At 41.3% G+C, this 17,057-nt stretch carries 16 protein-coding genes and 1 pseudogene; 5 read left to right on the top strand and 12 right to left on the bottom strand.

Annotated features, from left to right (window positions below; genetic code table 11):
• Positions 1-10: 10 nt before the first annotated feature.
• Positions 11-295, bottom strand: a pseudogene (locus NYE63_RS05500) (gamma-glutamyltransferase); the annotation flags it as partial.
• Between the two features lie 274 nt (positions 296-569).
• On the opposite strand from NYE63_RS05500, the gene NYE63_RS05495 reads away from it, so the two are divergent.
• Both NYE63_RS05495 and NYE63_RS05490 read left to right on the top strand, forming a co-directional pair.
• Positions 570-1,157: a chromate transporter gene (locus tag NYE63_RS05495; protein WP_342604391.1), complete on the top strand. Its 588-nt coding sequence runs from the start codon at positions 570-572 to the stop codon at positions 1,155-1,157.
• Positions 1,157-1,708, top strand: a complete 552-nt coding sequence (locus NYE63_RS05490; protein ID WP_342604390.1) for a chromate transporter — start codon at positions 1,157-1,159, stop codon at positions 1,706-1,708. Before NYE63_RS05495 ends, NYE63_RS05490 begins: the two co-directional genes overlap by 1 nt.
• A gap of 37 nt (positions 1,709-1,745) precedes the next feature.
• Here the strand turns inward: NYE63_RS05490 and NYE63_RS05485 are convergent, their stop codons facing one another.
• Complete coding sequence (locus tag NYE63_RS05485) at positions 1,746-2,222, bottom strand: Lrp/AsnC family transcriptional regulator (RefSeq protein ID WP_342604389.1); 477 nt, start codon at positions 2,220-2,222, stop codon at positions 1,746-1,748.
• Between the two features lie 984 nt (positions 2,223-3,206).
• On the opposite strand from NYE63_RS05485, the gene NYE63_RS05480 reads away from it, so the two are divergent.
• From NYE63_RS05480 to NYE63_RS05470, 3 genes are read left to right on the top strand one after another with little or no spacing between them, the layout of a single operon-like run.
• Positions 3,207-4,598, top strand: a complete 1,392-nt coding sequence (locus NYE63_RS05480; RefSeq protein ID WP_342604388.1) for a HAMP domain-containing sensor histidine kinase — start codon at positions 3,207-3,209, stop codon at positions 4,596-4,598.
• On the top strand, positions 4,576-5,253 hold the full coding sequence (locus NYE63_RS05475) for a response regulator transcription factor (protein WP_342604387.1): 678 nt from the start codon (positions 4,576-4,578) through the stop codon (positions 5,251-5,253). The genes NYE63_RS05480 and NYE63_RS05475 overlap by 23 nt, the downstream gene beginning before the upstream one ends.
• 1 nt (position 5,254) lies before the next feature.
• Positions 5,255-5,806: a VTT domain-containing protein gene (locus tag NYE63_RS05470; RefSeq protein WP_342604386.1), complete on the top strand. Its 552-nt coding sequence runs from the start codon at positions 5,255-5,257 to the stop codon at positions 5,804-5,806.
• Positions 5,807-5,874: 68 nt separating this feature from the next.
• Here the strand turns inward: NYE63_RS05470 and NYE63_RS05465 are convergent, their stop codons facing one another.
• The 10 genes from NYE63_RS05465 to NYE63_RS05420 all read right to left on the bottom strand — a co-directional run bounded on the left by NYE63_RS05465 (position 5,875) and on the right by NYE63_RS05420 (position 16,909).
• A complete protein-coding gene (locus NYE63_RS05465; protein WP_342604385.1) occupies positions 5,875-6,432 on the bottom strand; it encodes a hypothetical protein in 558 nt (185 codons plus the stop codon).
• A gap of 69 nt (positions 6,433-6,501) precedes the next feature.
• Entirely contained in the window at positions 6,502-7,731 is a 1,230-nt protein-coding gene (locus NYE63_RS05460; protein WP_342604384.1) for an NAD(P)/FAD-dependent oxidoreductase, read from the bottom strand.
• 88 nt (positions 7,732-7,819) lie between these two features.
• Positions 7,820-8,668 carry a fumarylacetoacetate hydrolase family protein gene (locus NYE63_RS05455; RefSeq protein ID WP_342604383.1) on the bottom strand — a complete coding sequence of 283 codons (849 nt, stop codon included), beginning with the start codon at positions 8,666-8,668 and terminating at the stop codon, positions 7,820-7,822.
• A 25-nt stretch (positions 8,669-8,693) separates the two neighbouring features.
• Positions 8,694-9,812 (bottom strand): cupin domain-containing protein, encoded by a 1,119-nt coding sequence (locus tag NYE63_RS05450; RefSeq protein ID WP_342604382.1) that lies wholly within the window; start codon positions 9,810-9,812, stop codon positions 8,694-8,696.
• A gap of 161 nt (positions 9,813-9,973) precedes the next feature.
• Complete coding sequence (locus NYE63_RS05445) at positions 9,974-11,680, bottom strand: acyl-CoA dehydrogenase family protein (protein ID WP_342604381.1); 1,707 nt, start codon at positions 11,678-11,680, stop codon at positions 9,974-9,976.
• Between the two features lie 4 nt (positions 11,681-11,684).
• Entirely contained in the window at positions 11,685-12,104 is a 420-nt protein-coding gene (locus NYE63_RS05440; protein ID WP_342605688.1) for a thioesterase family protein, read from the bottom strand.
• A gap of 25 nt (positions 12,105-12,129) precedes the next feature.
• A complete protein-coding gene (locus NYE63_RS05435; protein ID WP_342604380.1) occupies positions 12,130-13,677 on the bottom strand; it encodes a class I adenylate-forming enzyme family protein in 1,548 nt (515 codons plus the stop codon).
• A 242-nt stretch (positions 13,678-13,919) separates the two neighbouring features.
• A complete protein-coding gene (locus NYE63_RS05430; protein WP_342604379.1) occupies positions 13,920-15,095 on the bottom strand; it encodes an acetyl-CoA C-acetyltransferase in 1,176 nt (391 codons plus the stop codon).
• 162 nt (positions 15,096-15,257) lie between these two features.
• Positions 15,258-16,034, bottom strand: coding sequence for an enoyl-CoA hydratase-related protein (locus NYE63_RS05425; protein ID WP_342604378.1), 777 nt, complete (start codon positions 16,032-16,034; stop codon positions 15,258-15,260).
• Positions 16,035-16,054: 20 nt separating this feature from the next.
• Complete coding sequence (locus tag NYE63_RS05420; RefSeq protein ID WP_342604377.1) at positions 16,055-16,909, bottom strand: 3-hydroxyacyl-CoA dehydrogenase NAD-binding domain-containing protein; 855 nt, start codon at positions 16,907-16,909, stop codon at positions 16,055-16,057.
• Positions 16,910-17,057: the final 148 nt, after the last annotated feature.

Genomic DNA, 17,057 nt, shown 5'->3' with positions numbered 1-17,057 from the left:
AAAATCAAGTAGGAATCTTCTTTTCCCCTTTATATGCATCGCGATTGACATTGCTTCCTGAGCGTCCGCTTCCATTGAAAGCACGAATTTTCCCGTCCTCCCTTTCATATGTAAGCCAGAAAGCATCTCCACCAAGTCCGGTCATTTGTGGATAAACTACACCCAAACAGGCACTGACTGCCACTGCCGCATCAAAAGCATTCCCCCCTTTTTCAAGAATTTTATTTCCTGCCATCGATGCTAAATAGTGTGGACTTACCACCATACTTTTCGTTCCAATTATCGATTGGGTCATAAATTCACTCCTTCTCTAATTATTTGATTTTTCAAAAAATTTATGAAAATTGTATTATAACTCGTTTGGTTTTTTTTGGAAATCCAATTTCATCTTTATGACAAAAAGTTGGTTTTTTTCATTCTCATCAGTCTATTTAATTAATAAATACCATTTATACATTCATTACGTAATTATCAATTGAATTTTATGTACATTTCGAAATCATTTTTGTTATCATTAATTCATAATCATGGAAATGAACTCTAAAATTAAAACAAAGGAGGAATCGTTTTTGAAAAATCCGTATAAGGAATTAACGGTTGGGATGATGAGAACGGGCATTTTAGGTTTCGGCGGCGGGCCATCTGTCATCCCGCTCATCCGCCATGAAGCAGTTTCCCGCTATCATTGGCTCGACGATGATGAATTCGGGGACACTTTGGCGATTGCCAATACACTCCCAGGACCGATTGCCACGAAGATGGCAGCATATCTTGGTTATAAATTAAAAGGCTGGCCGGGAGCCCTCGTAAGTGTGGCCGCACACGTTTTACCTTCATGCTTTGCGATGGTTTTCTTGATTGCGTTTATTAATGTATTAAGTAATTCAGCGATGATCAGTAATATGATTGCTGCTGTCATGCCAGTTGTTGCCGTCATGCTTGGTCAAATGGCTTATGAGTTTGGCGAAAAGGCGGTAAAAGGTTTAGGAAAGGTGATCGGAATCACCTTTTTTGCGATTTCCTTTTTCCTCCTGCAGATCATTTCCCTGCATCCGGGTATCGTCATTATGATTTTCCTTTTATATGGGGCATTCCATTTTAAATTAAAGGATAGATTGAAAAATAAAAAGGTTAATAGGAAGGAGGAATCCGCCTAATGGGTTTAATCATCCCTATTGGAGTTGCTGTTTTTCTAGCGTTTTTCATAGCCAATATTCTTGGATACGGCGGTGGTCCAGCCTCGATTCCGCTTATGTATGATCAAATCGTCACCCGTTACGGCTGGCTTGATAATACCGAGTTCTCACAAATGCTTGCGTTAGGAAATTCACTCCCAGGTCCGATTGCCACCAAAATAGCCGCATATGTCGGATATGATGTATATGGCTGGCCAGGATTTATAGCTGCATTGGCGGGTACGATCATCCCTTCAGCCGTGGCTTTGATATATTTATTAAAAATCCTGCGAAAATTCAAGCAATCACCTATCGTAAAAGGCATGTCCCTGCTTGTGCAGCCCGTGATCGCGATCATGATGTTATTGCTCACCTGGAATATGGCTGCTGATGCCGTCGGTTCCATCGGCTACATCCATTCAATCGTCATCGCTGGATTGGCCTTCCTGGCTTTAGGTAAATTCAAGATTCACCCTGCATTCGTAATCATTCTTGCATTTGCGTATGGCGGCTTTATCATACCGCTCACATGATAATAAAAAATCCACCTATATAGGGGGATTTTTTCATTTAAAGCTTCATGCCCATCCGGCTTTTATAACGTTTAATTAGAATTTGGCAATCAACGCTGACAACACCGACGACCGCATACAGCTTCTCATTGAGAAAGCGTTCCATCTCCTGATTATCAGTAAAGATTCCGTGCATATGGAGTTTACTCGGACCGGTCATATGGTATAAGCTCGTTACTGCCGGTTCACTTTCTAATTGCTGCGCTACCGATTCCAGATATTTAGGCTCAACCTCAACGTTAAAGAAAGCCGAAACATGGATGCCTACCTTTGCTGGATTTATGACTGCGGTAAACCTCTCGATCACACCGTTTTCAACAAGATGATTAATTCTCATTTGAACCGCAACCCTGGAGAGCTCCACTTTCTTCGCTAAGTCGGTATATGAAATTCGCGCATCTTCATGTAAAATCGATATGATTTTCTTATCGATCTCATCAACTTTCAAGCTGGGAATCTTAAAGTCCTCTGCCATCCTATGTAACTCCTTTTCGATTTCTTTATTAAACATTATCGCAGAGAACACCATCGGATCACAACAATCTTCCTTTTCACTTTTTAACCTCCATTAAAAACGGAGAAATTAGGCAATGGCCAAATATATAATGGCCTGCCCATTTTCAATAATCAACCTCCAATTTGCACATGAACGTCCATTATATATGTAGTTTTTCAAACTTAGGATACATATTCCGTCCAGCTGTATGGCTATAAGTGAAGCCGTCAAAAAGATGAAATCCGATAGGAATCAGAACCGGACAAATTAACCGCATCGGAGACACCCTCTGAAGAGACCACAAGGGAAACCATCATCCTCCTCTGTAATTAATGGGAGCAAATGAGTTCCTACCAGACTGCAGTCCCCCTCCTTATTCAAAAAAATGGAAGGCGGGGGTTTTACAGACCGTTTAATGCAGGATAAAAGTTTATGAATATCCAATGGACACTTCCTCAATCCTTTGTTTGAAAGGTCTTTGCGATATTTTTGTATTCCTCATCATTGAGAATGCCCATTTTTTTGAATAATGCGGAATAAGCCATTATTTTTTTTTGCGTACGGTTTGTACAATTCATTTGGATCAGCTCCTTTTTTACATAGTATTCATTTATGACAAAATGTTTCCTCTACGCAAAACATTTCGAATAGACTAAATCAAAAAAATGAAGGTAAAAGTCAGCCACTAACCCAAATCGTTATGTAATTCTCAATTGATTTTTGTGCTGTTTAGCAATGATTATGTATATTTGGAGTAAGTGTCAAAATACAACCTGATTTCCGATTACCATATAACCAAGCCTGAAAAAATGCAGTTTGGGTCCATTACAATGTTGTCCTTCTTGCAACAAGTGATCATTCGGATTATCGTTGTATAAGAAGATGCGAAGAAATTGAAAAAACTGCATACTTTCTTCATACTTTTTCGCTAAACTGACTTTATTCTATAAGAAGGTGAATGCATTGAAAATCTCCTTTAAGCTCGGACTATCTATATTTGTTTGCATTTTTTTGATGGAAACCGTTTCCATGATTTACTTACATAATAAAGTAATCCATTCCCGTATCAATCAAGAATTGGAATCACTGAAGGCCCGTGGCAATAGTCATCGTGATGTGTTGGAAATCACGTATTCCGACTCAACACTTCAGCATATCGGCCTGATGGAATCACATACCGATACAGACGTCGTGATTACGAACACAAGAGGAGATATTCTGATATCTTCCGAAAAGGTAAATGGGGGAATGGAAAAAATCTTAGCAAAAAACATCCCACAATTACCCCGAAAAGGCCTGGTCATACAATCAAGTTGGAAGGATGACAGATATATAGCCACCGTTACTCCATTTATCAGTGATAAAGAAAACAAAGGCTATGTTTATATGTTCAAAGATACTAGAGATGTTGAGGATTTAATCGCACAATTGAATAGGCATTTCCTTCTTGCGACTGTATTGCTCCTTTTCTTCATGCTTATCACCATTTATTTTCTATCAACAGCTTTGACTAGACCGCTTATTGCCATGAAGGAAGCGACAACCAAACTCAGCAAAGGGAATTTTTCAGTAGCTGTGCCAGTACGATCTCATGATGAACTTGGGGAGCTTGCCCAATCCATTCAAAGCTTGGCTAATGAATTGAATTATTTAACGAAGGAACGCAATGAATTTTTAGCAAGTATCTCTCATGAACTGCGCACGCCGCTAACTTATATCAAGGGATACGCTGATATTGCCCGCCGGAAAGATTTGGATGTATCCAAAAGAACACAATACTTAGAGATCATCCATGATGAATCCGAACAATTAAACAGATTATTGGACGAACTATTCAATATGGCTAGAATGGATGTAAATACATTCACCATATCAAAAGAAACCGTCAAGCTCTCTTCAATCCTGCAAACCATTCATGAAAAAGTGTTACCGGCTTTTGCAAATGAAAGAATTCAATTGAATCTGGAATGTAAGGATTATTTATTTATAGATATAGATCCCTCACGGTTTGAACAAGTCATTCTTAACCTGCTGGATAATGCACTGAAGTACTCGAACGAATATACAGTCACCACCATAAAAGCCACTGAATGCAATGGCAGGATTTCCATCTCCATAATCGATCAAGGGGTTGGCATTCCCCCTGAAGATATTCCCCATATCTTTGATCGTTTATATCGTGTTGAGAAATCACGCGCCAGAGATACCGGTGGATTCGGGTTGGGGCTCTCCATCGTCAAGCAATTAGTGGAAATACAAGGAGGAAGCATTTCGGTTAAAAGCAACTTGGAGCAAGGAACGTGCTTCACCATCACATTTAAGGAGGTAACAAATGAAGACAGTAGTTCTGGTTGATGATGAACAGAGAATGCTTGATCTATTAGAGCTATACATTGTACCTCACGGATATACATGCATGAAGATGAAATCTGGACATGAAGCCTTACAGTTCTTAGAGCATAAACATGCGGACATTGTACTTCTTGATATAATGATGCCTGAGATGGATGGGTGGGACACGTGCGAAAGGATCCGTGCGTTTTCCAATATTCCCATAATCATGCTCACCGCCCGGGATGCTGCACAAGAAATGGTGAAAGGGTTGAAAAAGGGCGCAGACGATTATATTACGAAACCCTTTAATGAAGATGTTTTACTTGCCAGAATCGAAGCGGTGACGCGGCGAATGCAAAACCAGGATGATCATGTGATCTTTAGGGGGCTAAAATTAACTGAATCCGCTTATGAAGCACATTATGATACCAAAACAATCCCATTAACACCAAAAGAGTTCTCACTGTTGTACTTGTTTTTAAAATCCCCAGATCAAGTGTATTCCAGAGACCACCTGCTTTCGACCATATGGGGATTTAAAACGGATACGGAAGATCGGACAATCGATTCCCATATTCGAAATATTAGAGAGAAATTGCGTCATGCCGGTTTTCCAGCAAATCAACATTTGAAAACGGTCTGGGGCATCGGATATAAATGGAGTTCTGTGGATTGATATGAATTTCATTTCTGAGGCATTACTATCCAGTGGCCCTTTTTCCATTGCTGTAAGTTTAGTATTCAATATATTGATTAGCGTTCTTGGTTTTATTCCAAGCGTATTCATCACGGCTGCCAATATCACCGTATTTGGTTTTGAAAAGGGGTTGATCCTTTCTTACATGGGAGAAATTGCCGGAGCAGTGGTCAGCTTTTGGTTATATCGAAAGGGCTTTCAAACATTCAAGCCCAAGATCATGAAGAACAGGTGGGTCATGAAGCTTCAAAATTCACAAGGGTTTCATGCTTTTTGGATGATCCTGATGCTTAGGCTCCTTCCTTTTATACCTTCCGGCGTGATCAACCTTACAGCAGCATTAAGCAAGATGGGAATGATGATTTTCTTCCTCGCGACATCCATCGGAAAACTGCCTGCCCTCCTTGTCGAAGCGTATTCGGTAACACAAGTATTGAAGGCATCGGACGATGTAAGGATTGTTTTGGTACTGTTGATTCTGGTAATCGCAGTCGTTTATTACTTTAATAGAAATAAGAAAAAAGGAATGTAGGAAAAAAGCTTCTCTACTTTATGGGTAATATTAGAAAGCAAACATCACTATAATGTTTGCTTCCTAAATTATAGAAGATAAAATGTATTCCCTTCAGGACCGAGCGGCAAATGTCCATCTGCAAGCAATTCTACAATAAATGAAAATGGGTTTTCTTCACCGGCAAGCTCGGCTGTACAAGCAAGAATACTTATATACATGGCATGTCCTACGAGAAACTTGATTGCCTTTTCATCCCTAAATGTATTGAATGCTTGTTTATATGCTCCATGAAAAACGGCATCCGGCACTTTGTCCACGATATCTGCAAGTAGTTTTTCATTTCCAGCGGCATCGATCTTTTCCTTAAGTTGATCCGGTAATTGTTTCAGAACTTCCCAAAGCATACTTCTTTCAAACGAAAGACAGTTGATTGTTTCTGAAACCTGGGCTGCCGAAATCCACTTTATTTTATATTCACTGACGCAAATTGCGCTCATAAACTGATTTACTTTTTTCTCTGCTTCATTACACTTTACCCCGACTTGTGAATACCATTCTATAGATGTAAGTCGCTCAATCATTTCATTGGCAGACCGTGCGTCCATACCGTACTTTTCTTCATTGATTATTCCGGCTAAAGCCATATTAGTCCGCTCCTTTCATATCTTCCGTTTTATCAGGCCGACTGGGATTTCCCTGCCGACCAATGTCTGTTAATATTTTGTTGTCAGTTCTGGAGGACCAAATTTCGGGCCATATGGTCCTTCATCGAGCCAGCGTCCCAGTCTTGGAACTATGGATACGAGGGATGCTGCAAGTTCACGCTTAAGGTTCATTTCAGGGGCATCCCCTTGAAGGTGATGCAATGCAGTAGTTGAACCGTCTCTGTTCCACTTTGCGGCAATACGTCTTTCAGTGGCTACTGCATCAATTGCCTCTTTTCGCTCCGCTTCAGAGTTAGATTGAAGCGCTTTCTCAATCCCCCGTACAGAAATAATTGCATCTGGTACTCCGGAATTCAATCCACGGGCACCAAAAGGTGCAAATAAATGGGCTGCTTCACCGGCGAGAAGAACTCGCCTTTTTTCATCTGTAAAGGAATTCGCAACGACCTGATGGAAACGGTATGTAGATACCCATGTAATACGCTCAGCATATTTAGCATCCATCACTTTTGGAAGCCACTTTTTGACGCCCTCGATATTTGTATAGTCATCCGGATTGTCCCCTTCTAAAAGCTGAAGGTCCACCCGCCAGCCACCTTTAAACGGAACAAACATTACATTCCTTCTTCCCATTGCTGGATGTTGATAATGAAATGTACGCTCAAGCGGCAGAGGATTTTCCTCATCTTCTTTTACATCAACTACAAGGAATGTATCTGCCGTACGCGGTCCTTCAAATTTTAAACCAGCCTGTTCTCTTACAACAGAATGTGATCCGTCACAGCCAATAATGTATTGTGCTTCCCACACTTCACCAGATTTTGTAGTCAATCTCACTCCAGCACCGGTAATATCCAATTTTTTCACTGGTGAATCCCAAACGAACTCAACACCAGCGTCAAGACAGGCATCATAAATGTGCTTTTCGATATCATCTTGGTGCAATGCCGTGAAATGGGGTAAATTATTTTGATCGGTATTATCCGTAAATCCATAATTACGGACATATACTTCTTTTCCTTTATAAAGCGTTCGCTTAACAGGCCAAATGATTCCATTGCGCCCCAGTGTGAACCCAAGTCCTTCCGAAATTTCTTCCAAAAGTTTTAGAGTCGCACTGTGCATATAGATCGCCCGGCTACCCGGTCGAGGACGTCCGTGCGGATCCGCTTCTATTACTACAGAAGAAATTCCTTTTTGCTTCAATGCAAGACCTGCAACTAAACCAACCGGGCCAGCACCAACAACTATTACATCGCATTTATTTATTTTTTCCATAGATGAGATTCTCCTTATTTAATATTTTATGATTATTTGTGGTTAGAATTTTTATGGCAAAATAGACTATTTTCAGTTTTACAATTCCTTAAACTTCTCCGGCCAGTTTAACCTCTACGGTGAATTCACCTATTTGGTCAATTTTAATGCGGAGACAATCCCCCTCTTCAATCGGACCAACTCCTTCAGGGGTACCCGTTGCCACAATATCTCCAGGAAGGAGCGTCATATTATCGCATGCCATTTCAAAACATTTGTAACAATCATAAATGAGATGTTTTGTACTTCCATCCTGTCGTACTTCATCGTTCACCCATAATGTCATGGCCAAATCATTTGGATCTTCGATTTCATCGGCAGTCACAATCCATGGTCCAATTGGAGTAAATGAATCAAACGACTTTCGCCAGGTCCGCTCTTCATTGCCCCGAATGGAAATATCCAATAAGGCAAAGTAACCAAAGATATAATCTTTTGCCTCTTCCACCTTTACATTTTTCGCCTGTTTACCGACTACATATCCAAGCTCAGCCTCATGGTCCGTACGACGATCCTTATAAGGAAGTAAAATAGGATCAGAGGGGCCAGATAAGGACTCAGGTGATTTCAGAAACAAGGCAATTTCTTCGATTGTCCTAGGTGCGTTGTTGAATATTTTATTCATTTCTTCTTGATGTTTTCGATAGTTCACAGGTGCAGCCCAAATTTTCCGTGTACTTGGTACAGGGGATTTCAATGTCACCTCGTTCAATGAATAAGAAGTTCCTGTTTCCGCTTCCCGATTCATTTCCTCTTTTAGTTCATTAAAATTTTCAACGAGCTTGAGGAAAGAAGCATTCGGGTCAGCTTTATCCCACCCTGCTACTTTTGATACATCTGTTACACGGTCTCCCATCACTACTCCAAGTAGATCGTCATTAAAAATAGCAATCTTCACAATGCCTCCCCCTTCTCTTCTCTTTTCAAACTGTTCCTTCAGGAATAAAGACTTTTTCCACTACCTGGTGTCCATCATTTTCTTGGTATCCCTCGCTGAATTCAAGTTCTAATTTTTCCATGACAGGTTTGTCATTGAATGAGAATAGGAACACATCTTCTGATCCCGTGTTCACATGCTCATGATTACTCCATGGCGGTAGAATAAAGAAATCTCCTTTTTCCCATTCAAACTTCTGACCATCAATGACCGTATAGCCTGTACCTTCAAGAACATGAAAAATTGCACTGTGAACATGTCTGTGCGTTTTCGTTTGCTGACCTGGTTTCAGCTTTTGCATCATTGTGCCAATACGAGAATCAGCAGAGCCACCTGTGGTTGGGTTAATATATTCAATCGCATAGCCGTCAAACGGGTCAAAATCTTCTTCTGTCATCTGATTAAGCAAATATTTAACACGATCGAACTTGTAACCGAAAATTGGTGATGGATAATCAGTAGCTGATTTTTCATTTATCTTTTTAAACGCTCCCATTGTAAATTGCTGATTAGCATAGTTTTCTGGTGCTTCCATCGGGTAAGACTCTTCCTCATATGGCTCAAAAAACGATGCAGCCATCGTGCGGACGAGACCGACATCTAGCCCATCCATCCAAAACATCGGCTCTGTCCCTTCATGCTTGTGCTCATGCCAAGTCCAGGCCGGCGTCAAAATCATGTCTCCACGTTCCATATACGTTTTCTCTCCATTAACCGCCGTGTATGCCCCGTCCCCTTCAATAACAAAACGGATAGCAGATTGTGAGTGATGATGGGACGGGGCGCTCTCACCAGGTAACAGTAGCTGAATGCCAGCATATAAAGTATGTGTCCCATAGCCAACAAGGCCTCGCTTCAGCAGGCTCGGATTTTGAAGATACACTACACGGCGCTCCGCGTCTTTCCCTGGCTCCAGCAAATCCCCTGCAGTCAGCACAAATTCACGGATGGATTTCCACTTCCATAAATACGGCTCTACATCATGTACCGGCTCTTTGGTTACCATATGGCCAAGATCGTACCATAGAGGGCCAAGATTTCTTTTCTTCATTCTTTCATAATACTGATCTAGCTTTTCCTGCGTATAAACTTCACTTTTAGCCATTCAATTCACTCCTTATAAAATAAACCCCTGACTTGAAAGCGATTCCATAGTTAGGCAAAATAGGTAACTTAGTTATCTCGATAGATTCTCAAAAATCCCAATAATAGAACTTTATTTATCACTCCCGAATATCGCGGTAGCTGATCAGGTCTGCTTAATAACTAAGAAACATATTTTTCAGCTCCGATAATTACATCTGCAATTCTACGCTTCACTTCCACAATATTTTCCGGGCTACTCATGATAAGACGGCCAGCAATCCGCGAAAATACTTCATCGTCACCGAGATGGTTTAGTATGTTCAAGGCTCTGATAGCGACGCTTTGGGATGTTTCATGTATAAATACTTTCGTATAAGCAATTTTTTGGCTGTTTTTATCTTCCCCTGTTACCTGTACTGCTTTTTCCGTTCGTAAAATGGAGCTTTCCCCCGAATAAATTCCGATAACGAGGTCCGCGATAAATGCAGCTGTTTCCTGTTCTTGATTTAGATTTGTTAGGCCGTTCTTCCGAACAGCCTCTATTGTAGAATGATAAAGGTTTTTCATCAGCTGGAGTGTCTGTTTTTCACGTAGCAACGTCCCTTCGTCGACATTACCTTTCTTACTAGGCAATTCATAGGCTTTCAGCAATGTTGAAGCAATGAGCGTTCTATTAATTTCATTCGTACCTTCAAATATCCGATTAATCCTGGAATCACGATATAGTGTCTCTATCTCATATTCTTCCATATATCCATAGCCACCGTGGATCTGCAATGCTTCATCGACAATAAAGTCAAGAACTTCTGTGGACATAACTTTGTTGATCGAGCATGCTAAAGCATAACGGGCTGTAGTTTCACCAAAGTCAGCGGAGCCAATCTGTTTCATATTTTCAAACCCTTCTTGCATGGCGCCAGCAGTTCTATATACGGAACTTTCATTAGCGTACGTTTTTATAACCATATCTGCTAGTTTATTTTTGATTAAGTTGAAGCTGGAAATAGGCTTGCCAAATTGCTTCCTTTCATTGGCATAGCTAACTGCTAGCTCAATCGATCTCTTTGCAGTTCCAAGCGAAGTGGCTGAAATCTTATGGCGGCCGATATTCAATACGTTAAACGCAATTATATGGCCACGGCCTACTTCACCAATAACATTTTCAGATGGTACTCTTACATTATCCAAAATGAGAGAACACGTGGAAGACCCCCGCAACCCCATTTTCTTTTCTTCGGGACTAATGGAAACTCCTTCGTAACCTTTTTCAATAATGAATGCAGTAAACTTTTCACCCTTCACTTTTGCATACACAATAAATATGGCAGCGATAGAAGAGTTGGAAATCCATTGTTTTTCTCCATTTAAGATGTAATAAGTCCCGCATTTTGATAATACCGCTGTCGTCTTTACACTCATGGCATCCGTACCGGATGAAGGTTCTGTTAATGCATATGCTGCAATAGTCTCACCCGATAACATTTTTGGGAGGTACTTCTCCTTTTGTTTCTCAGTACCAAAATAGGCAATAGGCAACGCTCCAATCCCAGTCTGCCCTCCAAATGTAATGGCAAACGAACGGCCAAGCGCCATTTTTTCAGATATGATAGACGCACTGACTTTGCCAAACTCTAGCCCACCATCTTGCTCTGGAATATCTGCGCTGATCAGCCCGAGTTCACCTGCCTCTTTGATAAGACGGACAGTTTCATCAAACTCCTGATTTTCTATGTTTCCTAATGCAGGGTAAACTCTGTTTTTCACAAACTTCTCAGTCATCTCTTCCAGCATAATATGTTCATCATTAAAGTCTTCGGGTGTGAAAATTTCGTCAGGAAGGATGTCGGTATTCAAAAAATGCTTGAGTTCCTTTTTTACCGTAAACATGTATTCACCTCATCATAGACTGGTGGGTTTTCGGCATCATTTTTTTCCGGATATCATCAGGAATCGGTAACGCCTTCGGTTTCCCCTCAAATGATGTCCAGGCTCGTAATTCGTACCCCTCAGCTACTATTAGTTCGCCTCTAATAAAAGCATGTCGTAATTTAAATACTTTGTTTTGTAATTCTTCAACTGCACTTTGCACAATAACGTTATCCTCAAAGAAAAGAGGACCTTTGAAAATACAATTAGCCTCTAATAAAGGTACGCCAATTTGCTTCTCTGCATAAAGTTTGGAGGATGGATACCCTAGTGCTGACAAATATTCATGAGTGGCTTCATCCATCCATTTATAATAGTTAGGATAAAACACTATTCCAGCTGCGTCCGTGTCACCCCATCTTACCTGGAACGAGTATTTTGCTATCATGTTAGATATGCTCCTTTCAATTTCAGACTGGACGACTAACATTCGCATCCAACTGATCAAGAAGTCTCGATTTTTGGATTTTTCCGCTAGCCGTCATTGGAAAGTCCTCGACGAACAAGACTTTCCCCGGGACTTTATAATTTGCTATTTGATTCTTTACATAGGATTTAATTTCTTCTTCTGTAATTTCTGTTCCTTTTTTTAGTTGAATGAAGGCGCACACCACTTCACCAAGCACTTCATCTGGAATGCCCACGACAGAAGCAACCATGATATTTGGATGTTTAGTCAGCACACTTTCAATTTCCTGAGGATAAATGTTATAGCCTCCACGGATTATCATTTCTTTTTTCCTGCCTACAAAATGCAAATATCCTTCTTCATCCTGCACACCTAGATCACCAGTATAGAACCAGCCTTCTCGATCAAGAACATCTTCAGTATGTTCTTGCATTTTGTAATAGCCTTTCATCATTCCAAAGCTCTTGAGGGCAATCTCCCCTGTTTCGCCTGAATGGATATCAAGCCGGTTTTCATCAACAATTTTCAACTCAACCCCAGGAATCGGTTTCCCGAGAGTCTTAGTTATTTTCTGTTCATCATCATCATAAGGTGTCATTGTGACCGTAACAGTTTCCGTTATTCCATATGATTGACAAAGTTTTATACCCAAGCGGTCTCGTATTTCCTTGACTTTACTTGGTGGAATTGGAGCAGATCCCACCATTCCTGTTCGCAATGTCGACAGGTCGTAACTATCAAAATCCTCCAGTCCTATTTCTTTAATGAACATTGTCGGAACACCCATCTTTATCGTGACTTTTTCTTGTTCGATCAGTTGAAGAGTTTCACGGGGATGATATTTCTCCTGTAACACCATCCGTGCCCCGGCGGATACACCGCAAAACAAGTTGCATGCCATGCCAAAGATATGAAACAGCGGTGCTGATATAACAAAAACGTCTTTTTCCGTACATCTAAGTTCACCTGCTAATGTATTGGCGGATTGTACCACACCTCTGTGTGTGATCATAACGCCTTTTGGCACGCCGGTTGTCCCGGATGTATACAAAATACAAAATAGATCGTTATTTACATCAATTTCAGCTTCCATGACATCACCATCTATGTGGTCCTCATAGGAATGGAGACCATCCTGTGTGAACCTTACAGAGATCAATAACGGCACAAGCGACTGAGCTTCTTTTAACCCAAAGTTTTGATCAAATTCTTCAGTCACTATCAACGCTTTCGGCTCGGAATTCTTTAAAATGTATTCGACTTCATGTGTTTTATATTTATAGTTAAAGGGGACAAGCACCGCCCCAATTTTGGCTACAGCAAAAAATATAACTGCTGTTTCATACCAATTGGGCAATGACACAGCAATCCGGTCCATTTTTTTTATACCCAGATTGTAGAGTGTCACGGCCAACCGTTCCACATCCTTTTTCATTTCATGGTAGGAAACCCGTCTCTTCAAATCATATATCGCTTCTTTATCCTCATTGGCTGAAACAGCACGCTCTAATAATCCGTAAACTGTCAAAAGATTCTGATCCTTTTCCATATACTCACTCGCTCCCGTATGGTTCTAAAAATCTTTCTTTTTCCTGCCTCTAAATGTGATTTTTTAGCCAGAAACTTGTTTTCCCTTTTCACTGAAACATATTTTTGATTATCCTACCATAACTTCTGTTTTCAGCATAACCGTCTCGATATGGAATCATAGTCCGTTTTGTGTAAACCCTTTCAATCCTTGAAATAGGACTGCCTAAAAACTTTGATTATACGTTTCTATGAATCACAACTTTATAACGCTTCCCAAATTGCCGCAATTCCCTGACCTCCGCCAATGCAAACAGCTGATGCCCCATATCTTTTTTTGCGTCTTCTCAATTCATAAATGAGTGCCGTTACGATTCTTGTTCCGCTTGCCGCTAGCGGATGCCCCATTGCGACTGCCCCACCGTTTACATTTCCTATTTCAACGTCAAAGCCTAATTCTTTTTGACAAGCAAGATACTGAGCTGAGAATGCTTCATTGATTTCAATCAGATCTAAGTCTGCGATTGTTAAGTTTGCTTTTTTTAATGCACTTTGAATGGCCGGAACAGGTCCAATCCCCATGTACTTTGGCTCTACTCCGACTACGTCCCAGGAAACAAGACGAGCAATCGGCTTCAGTCCTTTTACTTCAGCATAGTCACTTGAGGCGACAATGACTGCCGCCGCTCCGTCAACCATGCCACTCGCATTTCCTGGTGTAACTACCCCGTTTTCAACAAATCTCGCCTTCAGTTTCCCAAGCTGCGCCATGCTGGTTTTCCGAATATGTTCATCGTCTTCAATGACTTTATCGCCTTTTCTACCTTTTACGGTCACAGATACAATTTCTTCATTTAAATAGCCTTTTTCTCTTGCAGAAAGGGCACGTTCATGGCTTGCGAGAGCGTGCTGATCTACCTCTTCCCTGGACAGATTATATTTGGCTGCCAAATTTTCAGCGGTTTCACCCATTGTACATTCTCCATAGGTATCGTATAGGCCATCCCATACCCAGTCTTCTACAACAGGCGCCCCGAGTTGACTTCCCCATCTCATACCGCGAATTACATGCGGTACCTGACTCATGCTTTCAGTTCCTCCTGCTAACACGACATTCGCTTCTCCTGTTAAAATGTAACGCGCTGCTGTTAAAATAGATTCAACCCCCGTTCCGCACAGTCTATTAATGGTCAATGCAGGGACGTGAATCGGGGTACCAGCTTTTAACCCAATATGTCTTGCCAGCAAATGTGCATCTTTGCTTGATTGCTGCACATTCCCGAATACAACTTGATCGATATCTTCTACTGAAATGTTGGCTCTTCGTATTGCTTCTTTTGCGGCAAAGACGCCTAAGTCCGTTGCTGTGATATCACGGAACGATCCGGAAATTTCAGCAAATGGCGTCCTTGCTCCTTCTAACAAAAAGATTTCCTTCACTTCATTCACCTCATTTAATTTTTTTTAAAACTTGGCGTATCATTCAGCCTTATGTCCTTAGCTACCACCATTAAATGTCCTGGAATCTACAGTTGAATACCCTCTCTAATTGCCTTCATATCTACGTTTATTGGTTTTACTTATCTATTGTTGCTTCACTGCTTATCTTCCTGAATAAATTGGTTCTCTTTTTTCAACGAAGGCCTTCAGTCCTTCTTTCCGATCTTCCGTTGAAAATGCATTACCAAAGCAAACGCTTTCGATAATCAAACCCGATTCGAGGTCAGTATTGCCTCCGACATTGACTGCTGTCTTCACCATTTGAAGAGCAACGGGTGGTTTTTTCGCCAATTTTCCGGCCCATTCCTTAGCTGTCTCCAGCACCTCTCCAACTGCCACCAATTTATTGACTATATGCAAGTCCAGTGCCCGTTTCGCATCGATCATATCGCCGAAATAAAGCAGTTCTTTGGCCACACCCTGTCCGACAATCTTCTGTAGCCGCTGGGTACCGCCTCCCCCTGGAATGATACCGAGGCCAACTTCCGGGAAGGCAAACTTCGCCCGCTCCGAACTTATACGCATGTCACAGGCAAGCGCGAGTTCGAGCCCTCCCCCCAGCGCCATTCCATTCAAGGCGGCAATGACCGGCTTCGTCACATTCTCAATTTTCGAAAATACCGTTCTAGATGTCTTGTTCATCAAATTGATACCGACAAGATCAAGACTTGCCATTTCATTGATGTCAGCCCCTGCGACGAACGCTTTCTCCCCGCTTCCAGTAAGGACAATTGCTCGAACATCTTCATTGGCTTCAAGCTCGTCAAATACGATTGAAAGTTCTTGGAATACCTGTGTATTCAATGGATTGACTGGCGGCCGGTTAATTGTTACAACTGCAACTTTATCTTCGATTTCACATAATAAAAATTTATACATTCATTCCAACCCCATTCTAATTATTCGTAGTCATAAAACCCAGCGCCTGTCTTCTTACCGTTTCTGCCCGCCCTGACTAGCTGTTTCAGAAGAAGAGGGGGAGCAAAATGATCATCGTTGAACTCCTCTTTGAAATACTCCATCACGTGGTACCCAATATCCACGCCCGCAAAGTCCTGCAGTGTGAATGGACCCATAGGATAGTTCAGTCCTAGTGTAACGGCCTTATCAATATCTTCAGCAGACGCCACACCTTCTTCAAGCAGCTTGATCGCCTCGATAAACTGTGGAATCATGATCCGGTTTACAATGAATCCCGGCGTATCTTTTTTAACCTCTACCGGTTCTTTGGACAGCTGCTTAGAGAGCGCTTTCAATTCCTCCACAGTCCCATCGCTTGTCTGATATCCACGAACCACTTCTACAAGTTTCATTAGTTGTGCCGGGTTAAAGAAATGCATACCAGCCACCCGTTCCGGACGTTGTGTCGCGGCTGCAATTTCTGTAATCGACATCGATGATGTGTTTGTCGCCAGAATCACACCTTCACGAACGATTTGGTCGAGTGCAGAGAACACTTCCTTTTTCAGATTAAGGTTTTCAAGAACGGCTTCAATTACGACGTCCGCGTCTTTCATATCCTCGAGGCTCGTCGTGATTTGGATGCGTCCGAGCGTTTCCTGTTTTTGATTTTCGGTCATTTTTCCCCTTGCAACACTTTTATCCATAAACTTTCCAATACCTTTTATTGCATTTTCCAAATAGCTGTCTTCAATGTCACACAAGATTACGGTAAACCCATTCATTGCCGCTAGATTCGCAATACCTGAACCCATTGAACCTGCACCAACTACCCCGATTGTTTGAAATGCCATCTCTCCATCTCCCCACTTTGTAAAATTATCAATATTCTGTAAATTAATTATAACCTTGGTAATCTTGGGTTTGTACCTACAAAATGAGGGAAAAATCTATAATTTTTTCATCTATTTTGAGGGATAAAAAAACAGCCTATAAAGGCTG

It is taken from the genome of Peribacillus sp. FSL E2-0159, from assembly GCF_038643155.1.
In the GTDB taxonomy this organism is placed as follows: Bacteria; Bacillota; Bacilli; order Bacillales; family DSM-1321; genus Peribacillus; species Peribacillus simplex.
The sequence above is the reverse complement of the archived record's forward strand: the minus strand, read 5'-3'. Positions and strand labels throughout refer to the sequence as shown.